This window comes from Halochromatium glycolicum (assembly GCF_016584085.1).
Taxonomy (GTDB): Bacteria; Pseudomonadota; Gammaproteobacteria; order Chromatiales; family Chromatiaceae; genus Lamprobacter; species Lamprobacter glycolicus.
On the sequence record NZ_NRSJ01000013.1, the window covers coordinates 1 to 15,973 of the forward strand.

Here is a 15,973-nt window from a genome sequence, read left to right on the forward strand (position 1 = left end):
GCTTTTGTCCGATGGGTGTGCAACGATTGTTGTGTAGCGACTGCTCAACTGAGGAGCCGGATGCGGGAATTCCGCACGTCCGGATCTGTGGGAACCACGGGTGAGCAATCACCCGTGGTCACCCGGCGGCAATCGCCTAAGGCGTCACTTGCTCGCTGTCTGACCCCAGGCGCCAAGCCCGGCTCCAGACTGGGCAACCGCATCGCACAGCTTGACCGGTGCAACCAGGCAGCCGCATCCTACGCGGTTATCGCTGCGCGAGCGGTATCGGCCGCATCGGTCGGATCGCAAGCGGCTCCTCGACTCCATGACGGACGCTCGCGATCAATGCGGACCTACAGGATCAGGGCTGCAGGATCAGGGTTGGCGCAGCATCATTTCTCCGATCAAGCTGGAATCTCATGGCCGATACGCCCCCTTCGCTGAGCTTCGAGGTCGCCCCCGGCGGCGCGCTGCGCGGACCACTCCAGGTGCCGGGCGATAAATCCATCTCGCACCGCGCGGTCATGCTCGCAGCCTTAGCCGAGGGTGAGACCGCGATCAGCGGTTTTCTAGAGGGCGCCGACAGCCTCGCGACCCTGGCCGCATTTCGGGCGATGGGGGTGCAGGCCGAGGGTCCGGAGCAAGGCCGGCTGCGCGTGCAGGGCGTTGGGCTCCACGGACTGCAAGCGCCGGCGGATGCCCTCGATCTCGGCAACTCCGGCACCTCGATGCGGCTGCTGTGCGGGCTGCTCGCCGGGCAGTCGTTCGCAACCACCTTGATCGGTGATGCGTCGCTCTCCCGCCGGCCGATGGGCCGGGTCATCGAGCCGCTGACCCAGATGGGCGCCCGGATCGAAGCGACACCCGAAGGGCGCGCGCCATTGCGGGTGCTGCCAGCCAAACAGCTCAGCGGGATCGACTATCGGATGCCGGTCGCGAGCGCTCAGGTCAAGTCGAGCCTGCTGCTGGCCGGTCTCTATGCCCAGGGCGAGACCTCTGTGCGCGAGCCGGCGGTGACCCGCGATCATACCGAACGCATGCTCCAAGCCTTCGGCTATCCGTTGCGGCGCGAGGGCGATCGCGTCTGCCTAAGCGGCGGTGGACGGCTGCATGCGACCGCGCTCCGGATACCGGCCGACATCTCGTCGGCGGCCTTCTTCCTGGTCGGTGCCAGCATCGCGCCGGGCTCGGACCTGACCCTGACCGAGGTCGGGCTGAATCCGACCCGGATCGGGGTGATCAATATCCTGCGCGGGATGGGCGCTGATATCGCGATCGAGCGTCCGCGCGAGCTCGGCGGCGAGCCGGTGGGCGACCTGCGGGTGCGGTCCGCGCCGTTGCGCGGGATCGCGATCCCGGAGGACCAGGTCCCGCTGGCGATCGATGAGTTCCCGGCCCTCTGTGTGGCCGCGGCCTGTGCCGACGGGCCAACGCTGGTGCGCGGCGCGGCCGAGCTGCGGGTCAAGGAGAGCGATCGCATCCAGGTGATGGCCGATGGCCTGAGCACGCTCGGCGTCGACGTCGAGCCGCAGCCGGACGGGATGCGGATCGAGGGCGCCGGCGCCGCCGCGCAGCTGGACGGCGGCACGGTCGATGCCTATGGCGATCATCGCATCGCGATGGCGTTCGCGATGGCCGCGCTGCGCGCCACCTCGCCGATCGTGATTCGCGATTGCGCCAATGTCGAGACCTCGTTCCCGGGCTTCGCGGCCGCCTCGGCCGGGGTCGGTCTGCCGATCACCGAGCAGCGCGGGGCCACGGACGCATGACCGACTCCGCATCCGCAACCCCGTCAGCAACCCCGCCAGCAACCTCGGCCCCGGTCATCACCATCGACGGGCCGTCCGGGACCGGCAAGGGTACGATCGCGGCCCTGCTCGCCGAACGTCTCGGCTGGCATCTGCTCGACAGCGGCGCCCTCTATCGGACCCTTGCGCTGGCGGCGCGGCGGGCCGATGTCGATCTCGACGACGATGCCGCGCTCGGCGCCTTGGCCGAGCGTATCGAGGTCGTCCCGGACGGCGAGCGGGTCTGGCTGGACGGCGAGGATGTCTCGGCGCCGATCCGCACCGCGCAGGCTGGCGCGGATGCCTCGCGTGTGGCCGTGCACCGGTCGGTGCGTGCCGCGTTGCTCGACTGGCAGCGGGCCGCGGCGAGGCCGCCGGGCCTGATCGCCGATGGCCGCGACATGGGCTCACAGGTCTTTCCGGCGGCGGTGCTCAAGGTCTTCCTTGATGCCAGCCCTGAAGAACGCGCAATGCGCCGATATAAACAGTTGAAGGACAAGGGGCTCGATGCTAACCTGCCAAATCTTATCCAGGAGCTCCGTGTGCGTGACGCCCGCGATCGCGAGCGTTCCGAGAGTCCGCTGCAGGTTCCAAGCGGTGGCGTGGTCGTCGATTCGACCGAGCTAACGATCGACGAAGTGCTCGCCCAGGTCGTCAGCTTGGCCCAGCAGGCCCTCAGCGCGGCGTGACCGGGATAAGACCTCGGATTAGAGCCCGCCTCTCGTTCCGCTGGCCGCGGCAGTGCAGCCTAGAGCCACGGGTGGGTCCTCGAGCCCTTGATTCGTGATCCCGACCGAAGCGTCGCCGCCTCGGTCTTATTGTTTTAACTCAACCCTCCTGTTCTCGGCGATGCCGGGTCGGTGACGACGATGACCAGGAGACGGCGTAGGACGCCAGGAACATTCACAGCATGACCGAAAGCTTCGCCGAGCTCTTTGAGCAGAGCCTCACCAACACGCAGCTCCAGCCTGGCACCATCGTGACCGGCCAGGTTGTCGACATCACCTCCGATGCCGTCATCGTCAATGCCGGACTCAAGTCCGAGGGCATCATCCCGCGCAATCAATTCCTGAGCCCTGAAGGGGAGCTCGAGGTTGGCGTTGGAGACGACGTCGAGGTCGCGCTTGACGCGGTCGAAGACGGTTTCGGTGCGACCCGGCTGTCGCGCGAGAAGGCGAAGCGCTTCGCCGCCTGGGACAAGCTCGAGAAGGCGTTCGAAGACGGCGATACCGTCACCGGCCAGATCAACGGTAAGGTCAAGGGCGGCTTCACGGTCGAGCTCGGCAGCGTGCGCGCGTTCCTGCCGGGCTCGCTGGTCGATATCCGGCCGGTGCGCGATACCACCTACCTCGAAGGCAAGGATCTCGAGTTCAAGGTCATCAAGCTCGACCGCCGCCGCAACAACGTGGTCGTTTCGCGGCGTGCCGTGGTCGAAGAGGAGTACAGCGCCGAACGCGAGCAGCTGCTCGAGAAGCTCGAGGAAGGACTGGAGCTCAACGGTGTGGTCAAGAACCTCACCGACTATGGTGCGTTCCTCGATCTCGGCGGCATCGACGGCCTGCTGCATATCACCGATATGGCCTGGCGCCGGGTCAAGCACCCATCCGAGGTGGTCGAGATCGGTCAGGAGATCATGGTCAAGGTGCTCAAGTTCGACCGCGAGCGCCAGCGTGTCTCCCTGGGTCTGAAGCAGATGGGCGAGGACCCCTGGATCAATATCTCGCGCCGCTATCCGGAAGGCACGCGCGTGTTTGGCAAGGTCACCAACATCGCCGACTATGGCTGCTTCGTCGAGATCGAAGAGGGCGTCGAGGGCCTAGTCCATGTCTCCGAGATGGATTGGACCAACAAGAACGTCCATCCGAGCAAGGTCGTCGCGATGGGTGATGAGGTCGAGGTCATGGTCCTCGATATCGACGAGGAACGCCGCCGCATCTCGCTCGGCATCAAGCAATGCCAGTCGAACCCCTGGGACGAGTTCTCGGCGATCCACAAGAAGGGCGATCACGTCTCCGGTCAGATCAAGTCGATCACCGACTTCGGCATCTTCATCGGACTCGATGGCGGCATCGACGGGCTGGTCCACCTGTCCGATATCTCCTGGGACGAGTCCGGTGAAGAGGCGCTGCGCAACTTCAAGAAGGGCGACGAGGTCGAGACCGTGGTGCTCTCGGTCGATCCGGAGCGCGAGCGGATCTCCCTCGGGATCAAGCAGCTCGACAAGGACCCGTTCTCGAGCTTCGTCGCCGTCCATGAGAAGGGCAGCATCGTTACCGGCACCATCACCGAGGTCGATGCGAAGGGTGCCAACATCGATCTGGGCGAGGGCGTCGAGGGCTACCTGCGTGCCTCCGAGATCTCGCGTGACCGGGTCGAGGATGCCCGCTCGGTGCTCAAGGCTGGTGAGGAGGTCGAGGCCAAGTTCCTCGGCGTCGATCGAAAGAACCGCAGCATCTCGTTGTCGATCAAGGCGAAGGACATGGCCGATGAGCAGGCGGCGATCAAGGGCTATGCGCGCGAGGCGCAGGCCGGAACCGCAACGCTCGGCGACATCCTGAAGCAGCAGATGGAAGAGGCCGCGAAGGACTGATTGCTGCGACTCGTCTTCGCGCAGCCATCATTCCAATTGATCACAGCCCGGCACCCTGTGCCGGGCAGCGTTGATATCGCAGGCGATCCGCTATGATGAAATCCGAGCTCATCGACATCCTCGCCCGGGAACAGAACCATCTCGCCTACAAGGATGTCGAGCTGGCGGTGCGCTGCATCCTCGAGCAGATGAGCGCGGCCCTGGCATCGGGCGAGCGCATCGAGATCCGAGGCTTCGGCAGCTTCTCACTGCACTTCCGTCCACCCCGCGTCGGCCGTAATCCGAAGACGGGCGATGCGGTCGCCCTCTCAGGGAAGCATGTGCCGCACTTCAAGCCTGGCAAGGAGCTCCGGGATCGGGTCAATCAGGCCTACCAGGCCGAGCTGGCGCGCCTCGCGCAGCAGCAAGACGGCGGTAGTGATGAGGAAGAAGGGGACGAAGAGGGTCCAGCAGAGCGTTCCCGAGCAGCGGCCAGTCTTGGCTAACGGTCATGGCGACGCGCCATCCCGGCGCATGAAACGCTCGCAGCCGTTGCTTCGCGGTAACGGGCTTCCCAAAGCACAAAGCAGCGCGCCTTCGCGGACGGACGATGACGAGCGCGCTGTGAGCCGCACCACCGACCCCACCTGCGCTGAAGGCGCCTTCTGAGGAACCCGGAATGACTGGCGGAATGAGCGGCGCTTAGGGCACAAGGCCGCCCCGGACAATGAACCTAGAAACCGCAGTTGGACGGCCGTCACCCATTGGTGCGCTTCATGAAGCGCCAGAAGTGGAACCAGTGCAAAGGGTTGCATGCTGGGCTAAGCGGTCAACTGCGGTTTCTAGGATAAAGCCAGCATGGTTCACGGCGACCTAGAGGGTTAGTCCTCCGCCTCCAGAGGGCCGAGGAGAGGGCCGGGGCGGATACCCATTCGGCAAAAATGGTGTGGCGAGACCTCTGGCGCGGCGCTTGCGCCGGCCAGGCGGTCCTTGAGTGGCTACTCAGAATAGCCGCGCCCTTTTCGACCCGTTACCGCGCGCGCGAAGATGTTCGGCTGCCCGGATGGGATCACGGTAACCCCGCCCGCTGAGACCTTGTAGCGCTTGGCATCGGCATCGCGATCGTAGCCGACCTCGGTGTTGGCCTCGATCACGTTGTGGCGATCGACGATGACCTTCCTGAGTCGGGCGCCTTTGCAGACGCGCACATAGTCCATGATGATGCAGTCCTCGAGCTCCGCTCCTTCCTCGATCACCGCCTCGCGCCGGATGATCGAATTCCGGATGCGGGTGCCATCGTGGATCATCGTCGCAGCGCCGAGCAAGGTGTTCTCGATCTGCCCACCTAGCACGCGCGCGACAGGGCCCTGGTAGTTGCTCGAGTAGATCGGCCACTCCGGATTGAATGCGTCGAACACCGGCTCGGCGCCGAGCACGTCCTTGTGGGCATTGAAGTAGGCGTCGATACTGCCGACGTCGCGCCAGTAGACCTGATCCTCGTAGGGGTTGATGCCGGGTATCTCATTGGTCGCGAAGTCGTACGCGAACAGGCGATGCTTGCTTGCGAGCAGGCGCGGGAGGACATGCTGCCCGAAATCGGTCTCGCCGGCCTGCTGTGCATCTTGCAGTGCCTTGATCAGCACATCGGTGCTGAAGATATAGTTCCCCATCGACGCATAGGCCTTGGTCGGATCACCGGGCATTGGGGAGGGGCTGGCCGGCTTCTCTTGGAAGCCCTGGATACGGCCGTTGGAGTCGGCGGCGATCACGCCAAAGCTCTTGGCGTCGTCGAGCGGGACCGGCAGCGCGGAGATGGTCACGTCCGCCTCGCGTTCCTTGTGGAAGGCAACCATCTGCGAGACGTCCATCCGATAGATATGGTCGGCGCCGAACACAGCGACCAGGTCGGGCCCATGCTCCTCGATCAGGTTGATGTTCTGATTGACCGCATCTGCGGTGCCCTGGAACCAGGATTCGCCGAGCAGCATCTGTGGTGGCACCACTGTCACAAACTGATCCTTCAGCAGCGGCGAGATGGTCCAGGCCTTACGCACATGCTCGATCAGCGATTGGGATTTGTACTGGACCAGCAGGTAGATCGTCCGGATCTGCGAGTTGATCAGGTTGCTGAGCACGAAATCGACGATGCGATAGCGCGAGCCGAAGGGGACGGATGGCTTGGAGCGGGCAGCCGTGAGCGGTTGCAGGCGTGAGCCTTGACCTCCGGCCATGACGAAGGCAATGATTCGATCGGGCATGTGTCCTCCGGGCGCTAAAAATCGAAAACCGGGCTATCTCAACTGCAACGCGTGCTTCGCGGGACGGCCCTGGGCTTTTGGTTTGATCGCGCTTGATCAGTCTCGTTAGGCACAGGGTTCGGTACAATCTCGGCCCGGTCTGGCTGTCTTCGCTGTCGCAGGCCCTGTGGCATCCTGCCGTGCCGGGGAAGCCCCGTGCTGGCCGGCCCGCAGACCTCGACATCCCCCATGATAAACCGGTAAGCCTCCGATTTGTTGTGATCTGATCCGCCGGCGGCTTGGTTTCAGCATAGCGGCTCGGCGTCAGGGCGCGCTTGCGATGCCGCTCTTCGGTATCGTGATGCTGTGGTCTCTTGCTGCGGCCTCGGGCTGATCAGGGCGCGAATCGATCCTCTGTAAGGAGAACCTATGGGTAACAGTTTCAAGCTGCCGCGCCGTCCCGTGGTGCTGATCATCCTGGACGGCTTTGGCACGAATCCGAGCAAAGCGAACAATGCGGTGGTGCTCGCTAAGACGCCGAATCTCGATCGTTTGTTCGCCAACAATGCGCATACGCTGCTGCAGGCGTCGGCCCGCGCAGTCGGCCTGCCGGACGGGCAGATGGGAAACTCCGAGGTCGGCCATATGACCCTGGGCTCGGGGTGTATCGTGCGCCAGGATCTGGTCCTGATCGATGACGCGATCGCTGACCGCAGCTTCTTCGAGAACAAGGTACTCTGTGCGGCGGCCCAACGCTCGGTCGAGCGCGGCCGGCCGTTGCACCTGATGGGGCTGGTCTCAGACGGCGGCGTGCACAGCCATGTCCGGCACCTGACGGCGCTGATCAAACTGGCGAAGTATCAGGGTGCCCGGCCGATCGTGCATATGATCACCGATGGGCGGGACACGCCTCCGCGCTCAGCGCTGAATTTCCTCGCCGCGCTGGATGAGGCACTTGCAGCGGCCGGCGGCGCGATCGGCTCGGTCAGCGGCCGCTACTACGCGATGGACCGTGACAAGCGCTGGGATCGTACCCGGCTCGCGTTCGATGCGCTGGTCCATGGCCAGGGGCGCAAGGCCGACTCGGCGCGCGATGCGATCGAACAGGCCTATGCGGCCGATGAAGATGACGAGTTTATTCGGCCGACCCTGATCGCAGACGGTGAGCGGATCGCGAGCGATGACCCCGTGATCTTCTTCAATTTTCGCAAGGACCGCCCGCGGCAGATGGTCTCGGCCCTCTCCAACCCCGATTTTGATGCGTTCGATCGGGGTGATTTCCGCTCGGCGGACCTGACCTGCATGATGGAGTATGATCCCTGGTATGGCCTGCCCACAGCCTTCAGCCATGAGATGCCGCCGGTCGTGCTCGGCGAGGTGCTCAGCGACGCAGGCTTGCCGCAGTTCCATTGCGCGGAGACCGAAAAGTACGCCCATGTCACCTTCTTCTTCAACGGCGGGCGCAGCGACCCGTTTCCGGGCGAAGAGCGCTGCCTGATCTCGTCGCCGCAGGTCGCGACCTATGACCTCCAACCCGAGATGTCCGCCCCGGAGGTCGCCGATGCAGTGGTGGCCGCGATCGAGAGTCGGGCCTATGCCTTCATCGTCGTCAACTTTGCCAATGGCGACATGGTCGGCCATACGGCCGTGCGCAACGCGGTGATCAACGCCGTCGAAACATTGGATCGCGAGGCGGGTCGCGTGGTCGACAGCGCGGTCGCGCAGGGCTATTCGGTGCTGCTGACGGCGGACCACGGCAACTGCGATGAGATGATCGATCCGCTGACCGCTGAGCCGCACACACGCCATACCGTCTACCCGGTGCCCTGTCTCGTCGTCGACGAGATGGCTTGGCGTTTACGGATTGGGGCTGGGATCGAGGATGTCGCGCCCACGGTGCTGCAGCTGATGGGTCTCCCGCAGCCGGAGGCGATGCAGGGCAAATCGATCCTGCTCAAACCTGCGCAGCAGTAGCAAGGGACGCTTGCAAGTCTCGCCATCGCCCATCGCAAGACCCTGGCTGCCGCTCATGCATCAGTATCTGCAACTGCTCCGCGACGTCGTCGAGAATGGATGCGACAAGGCCGATCGCACCGGTGTCGGTACGCGCTCGGTGTTCGGGCGCCAAGTGCGCTTCGATCTCGGCGCTGGGTTTCCGCTCGTCACGACCAAGCGCATCCATACCAAGAGCGTGATCGCCGAGCTGCTCTGGTTCCTGTCGGGCTCCACCAACGCGCGGGAGCTGAATGCGCAGGGCGTGACGATCTGGGACGAATGGGCGGCCGAGGACGGCGAGCTGGGCCCGATCTACGGCACCCAATGGCGCAGCTGGCCGGCGCCGGGCGGCGGCAGTATCGACCAGATCAGCGAGCTGGTCGAAACGATTCGACGCGACCCCGATTCGCGGCGCTTGGTCGTCAGCGCATGGAATCCCACTGTGCTCCCAGAAGCCGGGCGCTCGCCAAGCGCCAATGCGAGCAGCGGCCGGATGGCACTCGCGCCATGCCATTGTCTGTTCCAGTTCTACGTCCAGGCAGGCACCCTGTCTTGCCAGCTCTACCAACGCAGTGCCGATCTCTTCCTCGGTGTGCCATTCAACATCGCCAGCTACGCACTGCTTACCCACATGATCGCCCAACAGGCGGACCTCGAGGCCGGTGAGCTGGTCCATACCTTTGGTGATCTTCACCTGTACCGAAACCATCTGACCGAGGAGATCGTATTCGAGCAGCTGCGCCGCACGCCCCGACCACTGCCCCGGCTGGCGATTCGCCGGCGGCCCGCGACCCTGTTCGATTACAGGCTCGAAGACTTCGCCTTCGACGGCTACGACCCGCACCCGCCGATTCGTGCCCCGATCGCGGTGTGACTGACCTGCAAGACGCTCTCCCGGTCAGTCTCGTCAGCACAGGGCTGCGCCGGGGGCTTGAGGCGATCCGATTCGGGTTGTCACGGCTGACTTGGTCACAGAGGCCTTGCGGTCCCGCACTTTGAGCCTCCGACGCTCGACCCGATGCCATGAACCCAGGAGATGTTCCGACCACAATGACGATAACCGATGCACTGATCGCCTATGGCCTCTTCGTTGCCAAGTCGCTGACCCTGGTCGCCGCACTGGGTCTGCTCGCAGCACTTCTCTTCCGTGCTCGTCGCGGCGGATCGGGCGACGATGATGAGGACGGCCACCGCCTCGAGGTCGTGGATCTCAACCATCGCTTCGAGCAGATGACCGATGCCATCAAAGCCGCCTCGCTGCCGCCCAAGCTGTATAAGAAGGGCCTGAAGGTGGAACGCAAGGCCGAAAAGGCGAAGGCCAAGGCGGAGCAGATCGATAAGCGGCGAGTCTTCGTGGTCGACTTCCATGGCGATCTGATGGCGACCGAGGTCGGCGCGTTGCGTGAGGTCGTCTCGGCGCTGCTCACGGCCGCGTCCGATCGAGACGAGGTCTTGGTGAGGCTCGAGAATGCGGGCGGTGCCGTCCACGAGCATGGGCTGGCTGCGGCGCAGCTATTGCGGCTGCGTCGTGCCGGGATTCCGCTGACCGTTGCGGTCGATAAGGTGGCAGCGAGCGGCGGTTATCTGATGGCCTGTGTGGCGAACCGTATTCTGGCTGCACCCTTTGCGGTGATCGGCTCGATCGGCGTGCTCGCCGAGTTGCCGAACTTCCATCGCCTGCTGCAGGAAAAGGGGGTCGACTTCGAGCTGCATACGGCTGGGGAGCATAAGCGGACGCTGACCCTCTTCGGCGAGAATACTGAGGAAGGTCGAGCCAAGCTGCGTGAGCAGCTCGAAGACACCCACGGGCAGTTCAAGGTCTTCATCAGCCGGTATCGCGAGTCCTTGGACCTGGGGCGGGTCGCAACCGGTGAGTACTGGCATGGCGAACAGGCGCTGGAGTTGGGGTTGATCGATGCTGTCCAGACCAGCGATGACTATCTGTTGGCGGCGCGCGCAGAGGCCGATCTCTTCAAGGTCCGCTATCGTGCCAGGAAGCGACCGTTGGAGCGCCTGCTCGGGTCATTCGGCCTAATCGCCTCGCCAGCGCACTTAACTTTGTCTGGCCCCATCAGGGCCGTCACTCGCCGAGTCGGGCGTTGGTTGAAGGGGGCGGCGTTACACTGACTACAGGCAGGACCTATCGCTTGTCATCCAGCCATCCATTGATTGCATCGGCCATCCAACTTGGTGTTCCAGCCGCGGTGAACGGATCGCCCCAGCTGTTGGAGCATCCACGTCCGGAAATTGCCCATCGAGATCAGCTCGGGTTCATGAAGCAAGGCCTCCGGGGGCTTGCTCGTTTTAGCGCTGGCTTCCTGTTCTGTTTGAGCCTTGCCGCCGCCGCTCAGCCCACTGCGGACCCTAGCGACCCAGCAGAGAGGTCTCATCGCGCGCTGAAGAGCGAGGAGATCGTCTCCGACTCGGCCGGCCTGGGAGAACAGGTCGAGGGGCTCGGCGATCAGGTCGCCGAACTGCGCAGCAGCGTCGGGACCCAGGCCGAGCTGTTGGTGCGCCTGGTCGGCGCGCTCGAGGTCTTGCTGCCTGGGATCAGCAGCGGGGCGGCTCCGACCCTGGAGGAGGCGGCACGGCAGGCCTGCGAGCGAGAGATCGCTCAGCTCAATGCCCGGCTGCAACAGCAGCAGCTCACCGTCGACGAGGCCCAGCGCCGGGCCGAGAAGGCAGAGAAGCTGGCCGCTGCGCTGGATGAGGCCGAAGCACGGGCCAAGACCGAGATCGAGCGGCTGACCAACGCGCTGGCGACGGCCAGGGCACGCCAAGCCGAGGCCCTGCAGCAGGCCGTGCAACTGGAGCGGCAGTTGGCCAAGGCTGAGGCGCGGCTCAGGCGGGACCCCGAGGTCGAATCATCGGGCTCGACTGCGGAGGACACTCGATCGACCTCATCGCAGGTCGACGGTCCTGACGCCGGTCTCGCCGCCGTTTCCGATGAAACCGGCACGCCGGAACCCACCGCTGCCAAGGGCCTGTCGAGCGCGGTGTTCTATCAGGTCCGGCCGGAGGACACCCTGTCCAGCATCAGTGAGCGCGTCTATGGTGACGTTGCAGCCTGGGAGCGCATCTACGAGGCGAATCGGGATATCCTGTCCAGTCCGGATGCGCTCCAACCTGGGATGTCGCTGGTGATCCCTTGACGACCCTCTGGTTAGTTAGGACGCTTGTCCGTCATTTGCTTCCCGAAGTTGCCGGGACCGGTGGCCTTGGGATCGGGAAGTAAAATGCCACCTGCCGCGATTGGAATTAGGGGCTTGTTCAGGTCACCAAGAGGATTCGCAGTGACGGTTAGAGTGCCGAGCCGCCCCAGGAGCTGCGCCGGCGGCGTAGGCGGAGATTCGGGAGCACGAGCCCGAGCAGGATGCCGCCACCGAGGACGCCCCCGCCGATCATGAACCACTGTTGCTTGGTCTGATTGCTCAGCTCGAGATTGCGATGCTCGAGCTGATCGACCTGGAGCAGCAGATTCGAGACCCGTTCCTGGAGCTCTCGGCGCTCCCGGTCGATCTCGACCGCGTTTGCTGCCGCGTTTCGGATCTCCGCGAGCTCGGCCTCGAGGTCCTGCTTCTCGCGCTTGAGCTGGGCTGCATTGTCCTCCAGGCGTTCATAGCTGGCCTGGAGCGCGCTCAGCCGCGCGGCGAGCTTGTCCGGCTCTTGCTGCAGCTCGGCCAGCCGGGTGCGCATCTCCTCAAGCTCATCGCGCGCGGCCGGCTTGTCCTGGAGATAGCGCAACAGGATATAGCCGGTCAGACCGTTCTCGGTGCGGACCCGGGCATAGCCGCTGTTCTTATTGACGCTGAGGACGGTCAGCGGCGTGCCGCTCGGTAACTGGCGGATGATCTTGTAGCGCGTGCTCTCGCCGCTGCGCAGATTGAACTCGTACTGATCGGTAACGTAGCGTGTCTCTTGCGCCTGGCTGGAGGTCGCGAAGGCGATGAGGCCTGTCAAGGCGAGCGCGCGCCAGCGGAGGTGTGCCTTGGGCATGTCAGGATTCGCAGGGCAAGCCGGCTTAGCCGGGGGTGTTCGGGCTGTAGGAGAGCAGCAGCTCGAGCAGGGCCTTCTGGGCATGGAGCCGATTCTCTGCCTCGTCCCAGACCACCGATTGGGGTCCGTCGATGACTTCGCCGCTGACCTCTTCGCCGCGGTGTGCCGGGAGACAGTGCATAAAGAGCGCATCAGCCCGGGCGCGCTTCATCAAGCTCGAGGTAACACTGAAACGCGAGAAGCATGCCTTGCGCGCGTCCTGCTCGCTCTCCTGGCCCATGCTCGCCCAGACATCGGTCACGACCAGATCGGCATGCTCGGTGGCTTCGCCCGGGTCGTGAAGAACGGTGCACTGGTCGCCGGCCGCGGCAAGGATCGCGGGATCGGGTTCGAAGCCATCGGGACAGGCGATCCGTAGCTCGAACCCGAACAGGCGGGCGGCGTTGATATACGAATGGCACATGTTGTTGCCGTCGCCGATGAAGGTGACGCGCCGGCCCTGGATCGAGCCGCGATGCTCGAGGTAGGTCTGCATGTCGGCGAGCAGCTGGCACGGGTGGAAGCGGTCGGTCAGGCCGTTGATGACCGGCACCCGGGAATGCTCGGCAAACCGCATCACCGTCTCGTGATCGAAGGTCCGGATCATCACTGCATCGACCATACGCGAGAGCACGCGCGCGCTGTCCTCGACCGGCTCGCCGCGGCCGAGCTGGGTGTCGCGGGGCGATAGGAACATCGCGGTGCCGCCGAGCTGGGACATACCGGCCTCGAACGAGACCCGGGTACGCGTCGAAGACTTCTCGAACACCATGGCCAGTGTGTAGCCGACGAAGGGCCGATAGACCTCGCCGCGCTGCCGCAAGCCCTTGAGCTCGGTGGCACGTCGGAGCAGATGCTCGGCCTCCGCTTTGGTGAGGTCGAGCAGCGTCAAGAAATGCCGTGTCGGGGTCGGCTGTGTCGAGTCCGTCACGAGCCTTCACCGGTGCTGTCGGCGCTGTGGGGTTGGAGAAACTCTAGGATCAGTCCCGACACCTCATCGACGATCTCGTTGGCTTGATCATCGTCGATGATCAATGGCGGCAGCAGCCGAACGACCGACCCGGCCGTCACATTGATCAGCAGCCCGCGCGCGAGTGCGGCTTGAACCAAGCCGGCGCCCGGCCGGTCGAGCTCGATTCCGATCATGAGCCCGCGGCCGCGGATGTCGTTCACGCCGTCGATGCCATTGAGGCGGGTTCTCAGCCCGTCGATCATCCAATCGCCAAGGACTGCGGCGCGTGCTGGAAGGTCTTCATTCTCGAGCACCTCGAGCACGCTCAGCGCCGCTCGCGACGCGAGCGGATTGCCGCCGAAGGTCGAACCGTGGCTGCCGGGACCGAGTACCTCGGCGGCGGCACCGCTCGCGAGACAGGCGCCGATTGGCACGCCATTGGCGAGCCCTTTCGCCAATGTCATCACATCGGGCTTGACCCGGCTCCATTGGTGTGCGAACAGCCTTCCGGTCCGCCCCATGCCGGTTTGGATCTCGTCGACCATCAGCAGCCAGTCATGACGGTCGCAGAGTGCGCGAAGCTGCTGCAGGTAATCCTCGGCCGGGACGACGATACCGCCTTCCCCCTGGACGGGCTCGAGCAGTACGGCGACGATGTTCGGGCGATTCTCGGCGGCCTTCGCGACCGCATCAAGATCGTCGTAAGGGACCCGAACGAACCCTTGCACGAGCGGCTCGAAGCCGGCCTGGGCCTTGCGGTTACCGGTTGCGGTGAGGGTGGCGAGGGTCCGGCCGTGAAAGGCGTTCTCCATCACCAGGACCGCTGGATTGGCGATCCCGCGCCGGTGCGCATGAAGCCGGGCGAGCTTGATGGCGGCTTCGTTTGCTTCGGCGCCAGAGTTGGCGAAGAACACCCGATCCATCCCTGCAGCGCCGCAAAGGCGGTTGCCGAGCTCGGTCTGTAACGGGATCGCGTACAGGTTCGAGGTATGGATCAGCTTCCCGGCCTGATCGCACAGTGCGGCACCGACAGCGGGGTGGGCGTGGCCGAGACCGCATACGGCGATCCCGGAAAGCGCATCCAGGTAACGCTTGCCCTGCTCGTCCCAGAGCCAGGCACCTTCGCCGCGCTCGAAAGCAACCGGCAACCGGCTATAGGTCGGCATCAGGTGCGGGTTGCCAGCGCCCTGGCTTGGTGGGATTGCCGAATCCTTACCGTTGTCTTCAGGCCCATTCACGCCAAGGTTTCTCCAAAAACGAGCGCCCGAAATTCGTTTCTGCGCCGGTCTGTACCAGTATGCGAAATAAACAGAGAAGGATACCAGGCGCAGATTGGAATGGGCAAACTGGGGTTTCAGTATTGGGGTGGCCCAGAGATGGGCTCGCCTCAGGCTCTGTTCTGCGTTCTGATCGGGTCTTATTGGGCGGTCGGCGGCTGCACAAGATCGGTCTCAGTGGATTCGGAGTCAGGGAACGGCCCGGTCGTTTGCCTTCTGCTTTCGCGCAGACCAGTCTGTGCTGCTAAGCTCAGCGCATGGTAACGCGTTTGGTCGGCGTGCTCATGATGGGCGCTCTCTTTCGCACTCGGTTGGTTGCCCTGCTTAGCGCGCTCTGGCTCGCGCAAGCGACTGCTGGGCCTGCTGGGCCTGCTGGGCCTGCTGGGCCTGCTGCGCAAGTCGAGATTGCTCCGGAACTGGAGCGTTTATCGAGCGAGTATGGTTTTTCGGTCACCGGCACTGAGGCGCTGGCGGGTGAGCAAGGCCGCGCTGAAGAGGGTGCCCTCTACCGCCGGCTGCGCGTTCTGCTGGAGCGCTTCGACCACATCATCGTTCACGGCGATGACCGTGAGGTCGAGCGGGTGATCATCATCGGTTTGACCGATACGTCGCCGCCGGCCCCGAAGGTGCAGCTCGATGCGGCGGAAGGCCCCGGCCCGTCTGATCCGATCGAGCTCGAGACCATCCGCAAGGGCGCTCAGCACTCGGTCCGGGTGACGCTCGAGGGGGTCGGCGGGCGCCGGGTCGATCGCGCCCTATTGATCGATACCGGTGCCGACGCGGTCGTGCTGCCGGCATCGATGATCGCGCCGCTGGGTCTCGATCAAGACGAGCTCGTCGAGCGGGAGGTGCAGACCGCGAACGGCCGCGCGCAGGCGCTGATGGGGTCGCTGAATGCGGTCTGGCTTGATGGCGAGCCGCTGGAGGATGTCGCGGTCGCGTTCTTAGAGCAGGAGAAGCTCGGCTCCTCGGGCCTGCTCGGGATGAGCGTGCTCGGTCGCTTTCAGATGACGATCGACGACGAGCGTAACCGTCTGACATTGAGGCCGACGCAAAAGACGGGCGCTGCGGCCGACGGTGATGAGCCGAACAGCGCGCGCTAGACCGGAAAGCGCCTGTCTTGCGCGGCGAGGCGCTTG

Annotated in this window: 13 protein-coding genes; 9 read left to right on the forward strand and 4 right to left on the reverse strand. The window is 64.5% G+C overall.

Features of this window, described 5'->3' with window-relative positions:
• Nucleotides 1–401: 401 nt before the first annotated feature.
• The 4 genes from aroA to ihfB all read left to right on the forward strand — a co-directional run bounded on the left by aroA (nt 402) and on the right by ihfB (nt 4,844).
• On the forward strand, nt 402–1,751 hold the full coding sequence (gene aroA, locus CKO40_RS09045; RefSeq protein ID WP_200345882.1) for a 3-phosphoshikimate 1-carboxyvinyltransferase: 1,350 nt from the start codon (nt 402–404) through the stop codon (nt 1,749–1,751).
• Nucleotides 1,748–2,458, forward strand: a complete 711-nt coding sequence (gene cmk / locus CKO40_RS09050; RefSeq protein ID WP_200345883.1) for a (d)CMP kinase — start codon at nt 1,748–1,750, stop codon at nt 2,456–2,458. Before aroA ends, cmk begins: the two co-directional genes overlap by 4 nt.
• Nucleotides 2,459–2,679: 221 nt before the next feature.
• Complete coding sequence (rpsA, locus tag CKO40_RS09055; protein ID WP_200345884.1) at nt 2,680–4,359, forward strand: 30S ribosomal protein S1; 1,680 nt, start codon at nt 2,680–2,682, stop codon at nt 4,357–4,359.
• 92 nt (nt 4,360–4,451) lie between these two features.
• Entirely contained in the window at nt 4,452–4,844 is a 393-nt protein-coding gene (gene ihfB / locus CKO40_RS09060; RefSeq protein WP_200345885.1) for an integration host factor subunit beta, read from the forward strand.
• Nucleotides 4,845–5,336: 492 nt separating this feature from the next.
• On the opposite strand, the gene CKO40_RS09065 is transcribed toward ihfB, so the two are convergent.
• Nucleotides 5,337–6,596, reverse strand: a complete 1,260-nt coding sequence (locus CKO40_RS09065; RefSeq protein ID WP_200345886.1) for a glucose-1-phosphate adenylyltransferase — start codon at nt 6,594–6,596, stop codon at nt 5,337–5,339.
• Nucleotides 6,597–7,004: 408 nt separating this feature from the next.
• Here CKO40_RS09065 and gpmI point away from each other — a divergent pair, with 408 nt between their 5' ends.
• The 4 genes from gpmI (at nt 7,005) to CKO40_RS09085 (ending at nt 11,722) form a co-directional block, all read left to right on the forward strand.
• Complete coding sequence (gpmI, locus tag CKO40_RS09070) at nt 7,005–8,549, forward strand: 2,3-bisphosphoglycerate-independent phosphoglycerate mutase (protein WP_200345887.1); 1,545 nt, start codon at nt 7,005–7,007, stop codon at nt 8,547–8,549.
• Between the two features lie 55 nt (nt 8,550–8,604).
• On the forward strand, nt 8,605–9,444 hold the full coding sequence (locus CKO40_RS09075) for a thymidylate synthase (RefSeq protein WP_200345888.1): 840 nt from the start codon (nt 8,605–8,607) through the stop codon (nt 9,442–9,444).
• Nucleotides 9,445–9,620: 176 nt separating this feature from the next.
• Nucleotides 9,621–10,697 carry a protease SohB gene (sohB, locus tag CKO40_RS09080; protein WP_200345889.1) on the forward strand — a complete coding sequence of 359 codons (1,077 nt, stop codon included), beginning with the start codon at nt 9,621–9,623 and terminating at the stop codon, nt 10,695–10,697.
• A 146-nt stretch (nt 10,698–10,843) separates the two neighbouring features.
• Nucleotides 10,844–11,722, forward strand: coding sequence for a LysM peptidoglycan-binding domain-containing protein (locus CKO40_RS09085; RefSeq protein ID WP_200345890.1), 879 nt, complete (start codon nt 10,844–10,846; stop codon nt 11,720–11,722).
• Nucleotides 11,723–11,870: 148 nt separating this feature from the next.
• Here CKO40_RS09085 and CKO40_RS09090 read toward each other — a convergent pair whose 3' ends face one another.
• Genes CKO40_RS09090 through CKO40_RS09100 form a run of 3 tightly spaced genes read right to left on the reverse strand, consistent with a single transcriptional unit; the run spans nt 11,871 to nt 14,723 of the window.
• Nucleotides 11,871–12,566, reverse strand: a complete 696-nt coding sequence (locus tag CKO40_RS09090; RefSeq protein WP_200345891.1) for a TIGR04211 family SH3 domain-containing protein — start codon at nt 12,564–12,566, stop codon at nt 11,871–11,873.
• A gap of 25 nt (nt 12,567–12,591) precedes the next feature.
• Entirely contained in the window at nt 12,592–13,536 is a 945-nt protein-coding gene (gene argF / locus CKO40_RS09095; protein WP_200345892.1) for an ornithine carbamoyltransferase, read from the reverse strand.
• Nucleotides 13,533–14,723, reverse strand: a complete 1,191-nt coding sequence (locus tag CKO40_RS09100) for an aspartate aminotransferase family protein (RefSeq protein ID WP_200345893.1) — start codon at nt 14,721–14,723, stop codon at nt 13,533–13,535. Before CKO40_RS09100 ends, argF begins: the two co-directional genes overlap by 4 nt.
• A gap of 368 nt (nt 14,724–15,091) precedes the next feature.
• Here CKO40_RS09100 and CKO40_RS09105 point away from each other — a divergent pair, with 368 nt between their 5' ends.
• Nucleotides 15,092–15,937 (forward strand): retropepsin-like aspartic protease family protein, encoded by an 846-nt coding sequence (locus tag CKO40_RS09105; protein WP_200345894.1) that lies wholly within the window; start codon nt 15,092–15,094, stop codon nt 15,935–15,937.
• The last annotated feature ends 36 nt before the right edge of the window (nt 15,938–15,973 follow it).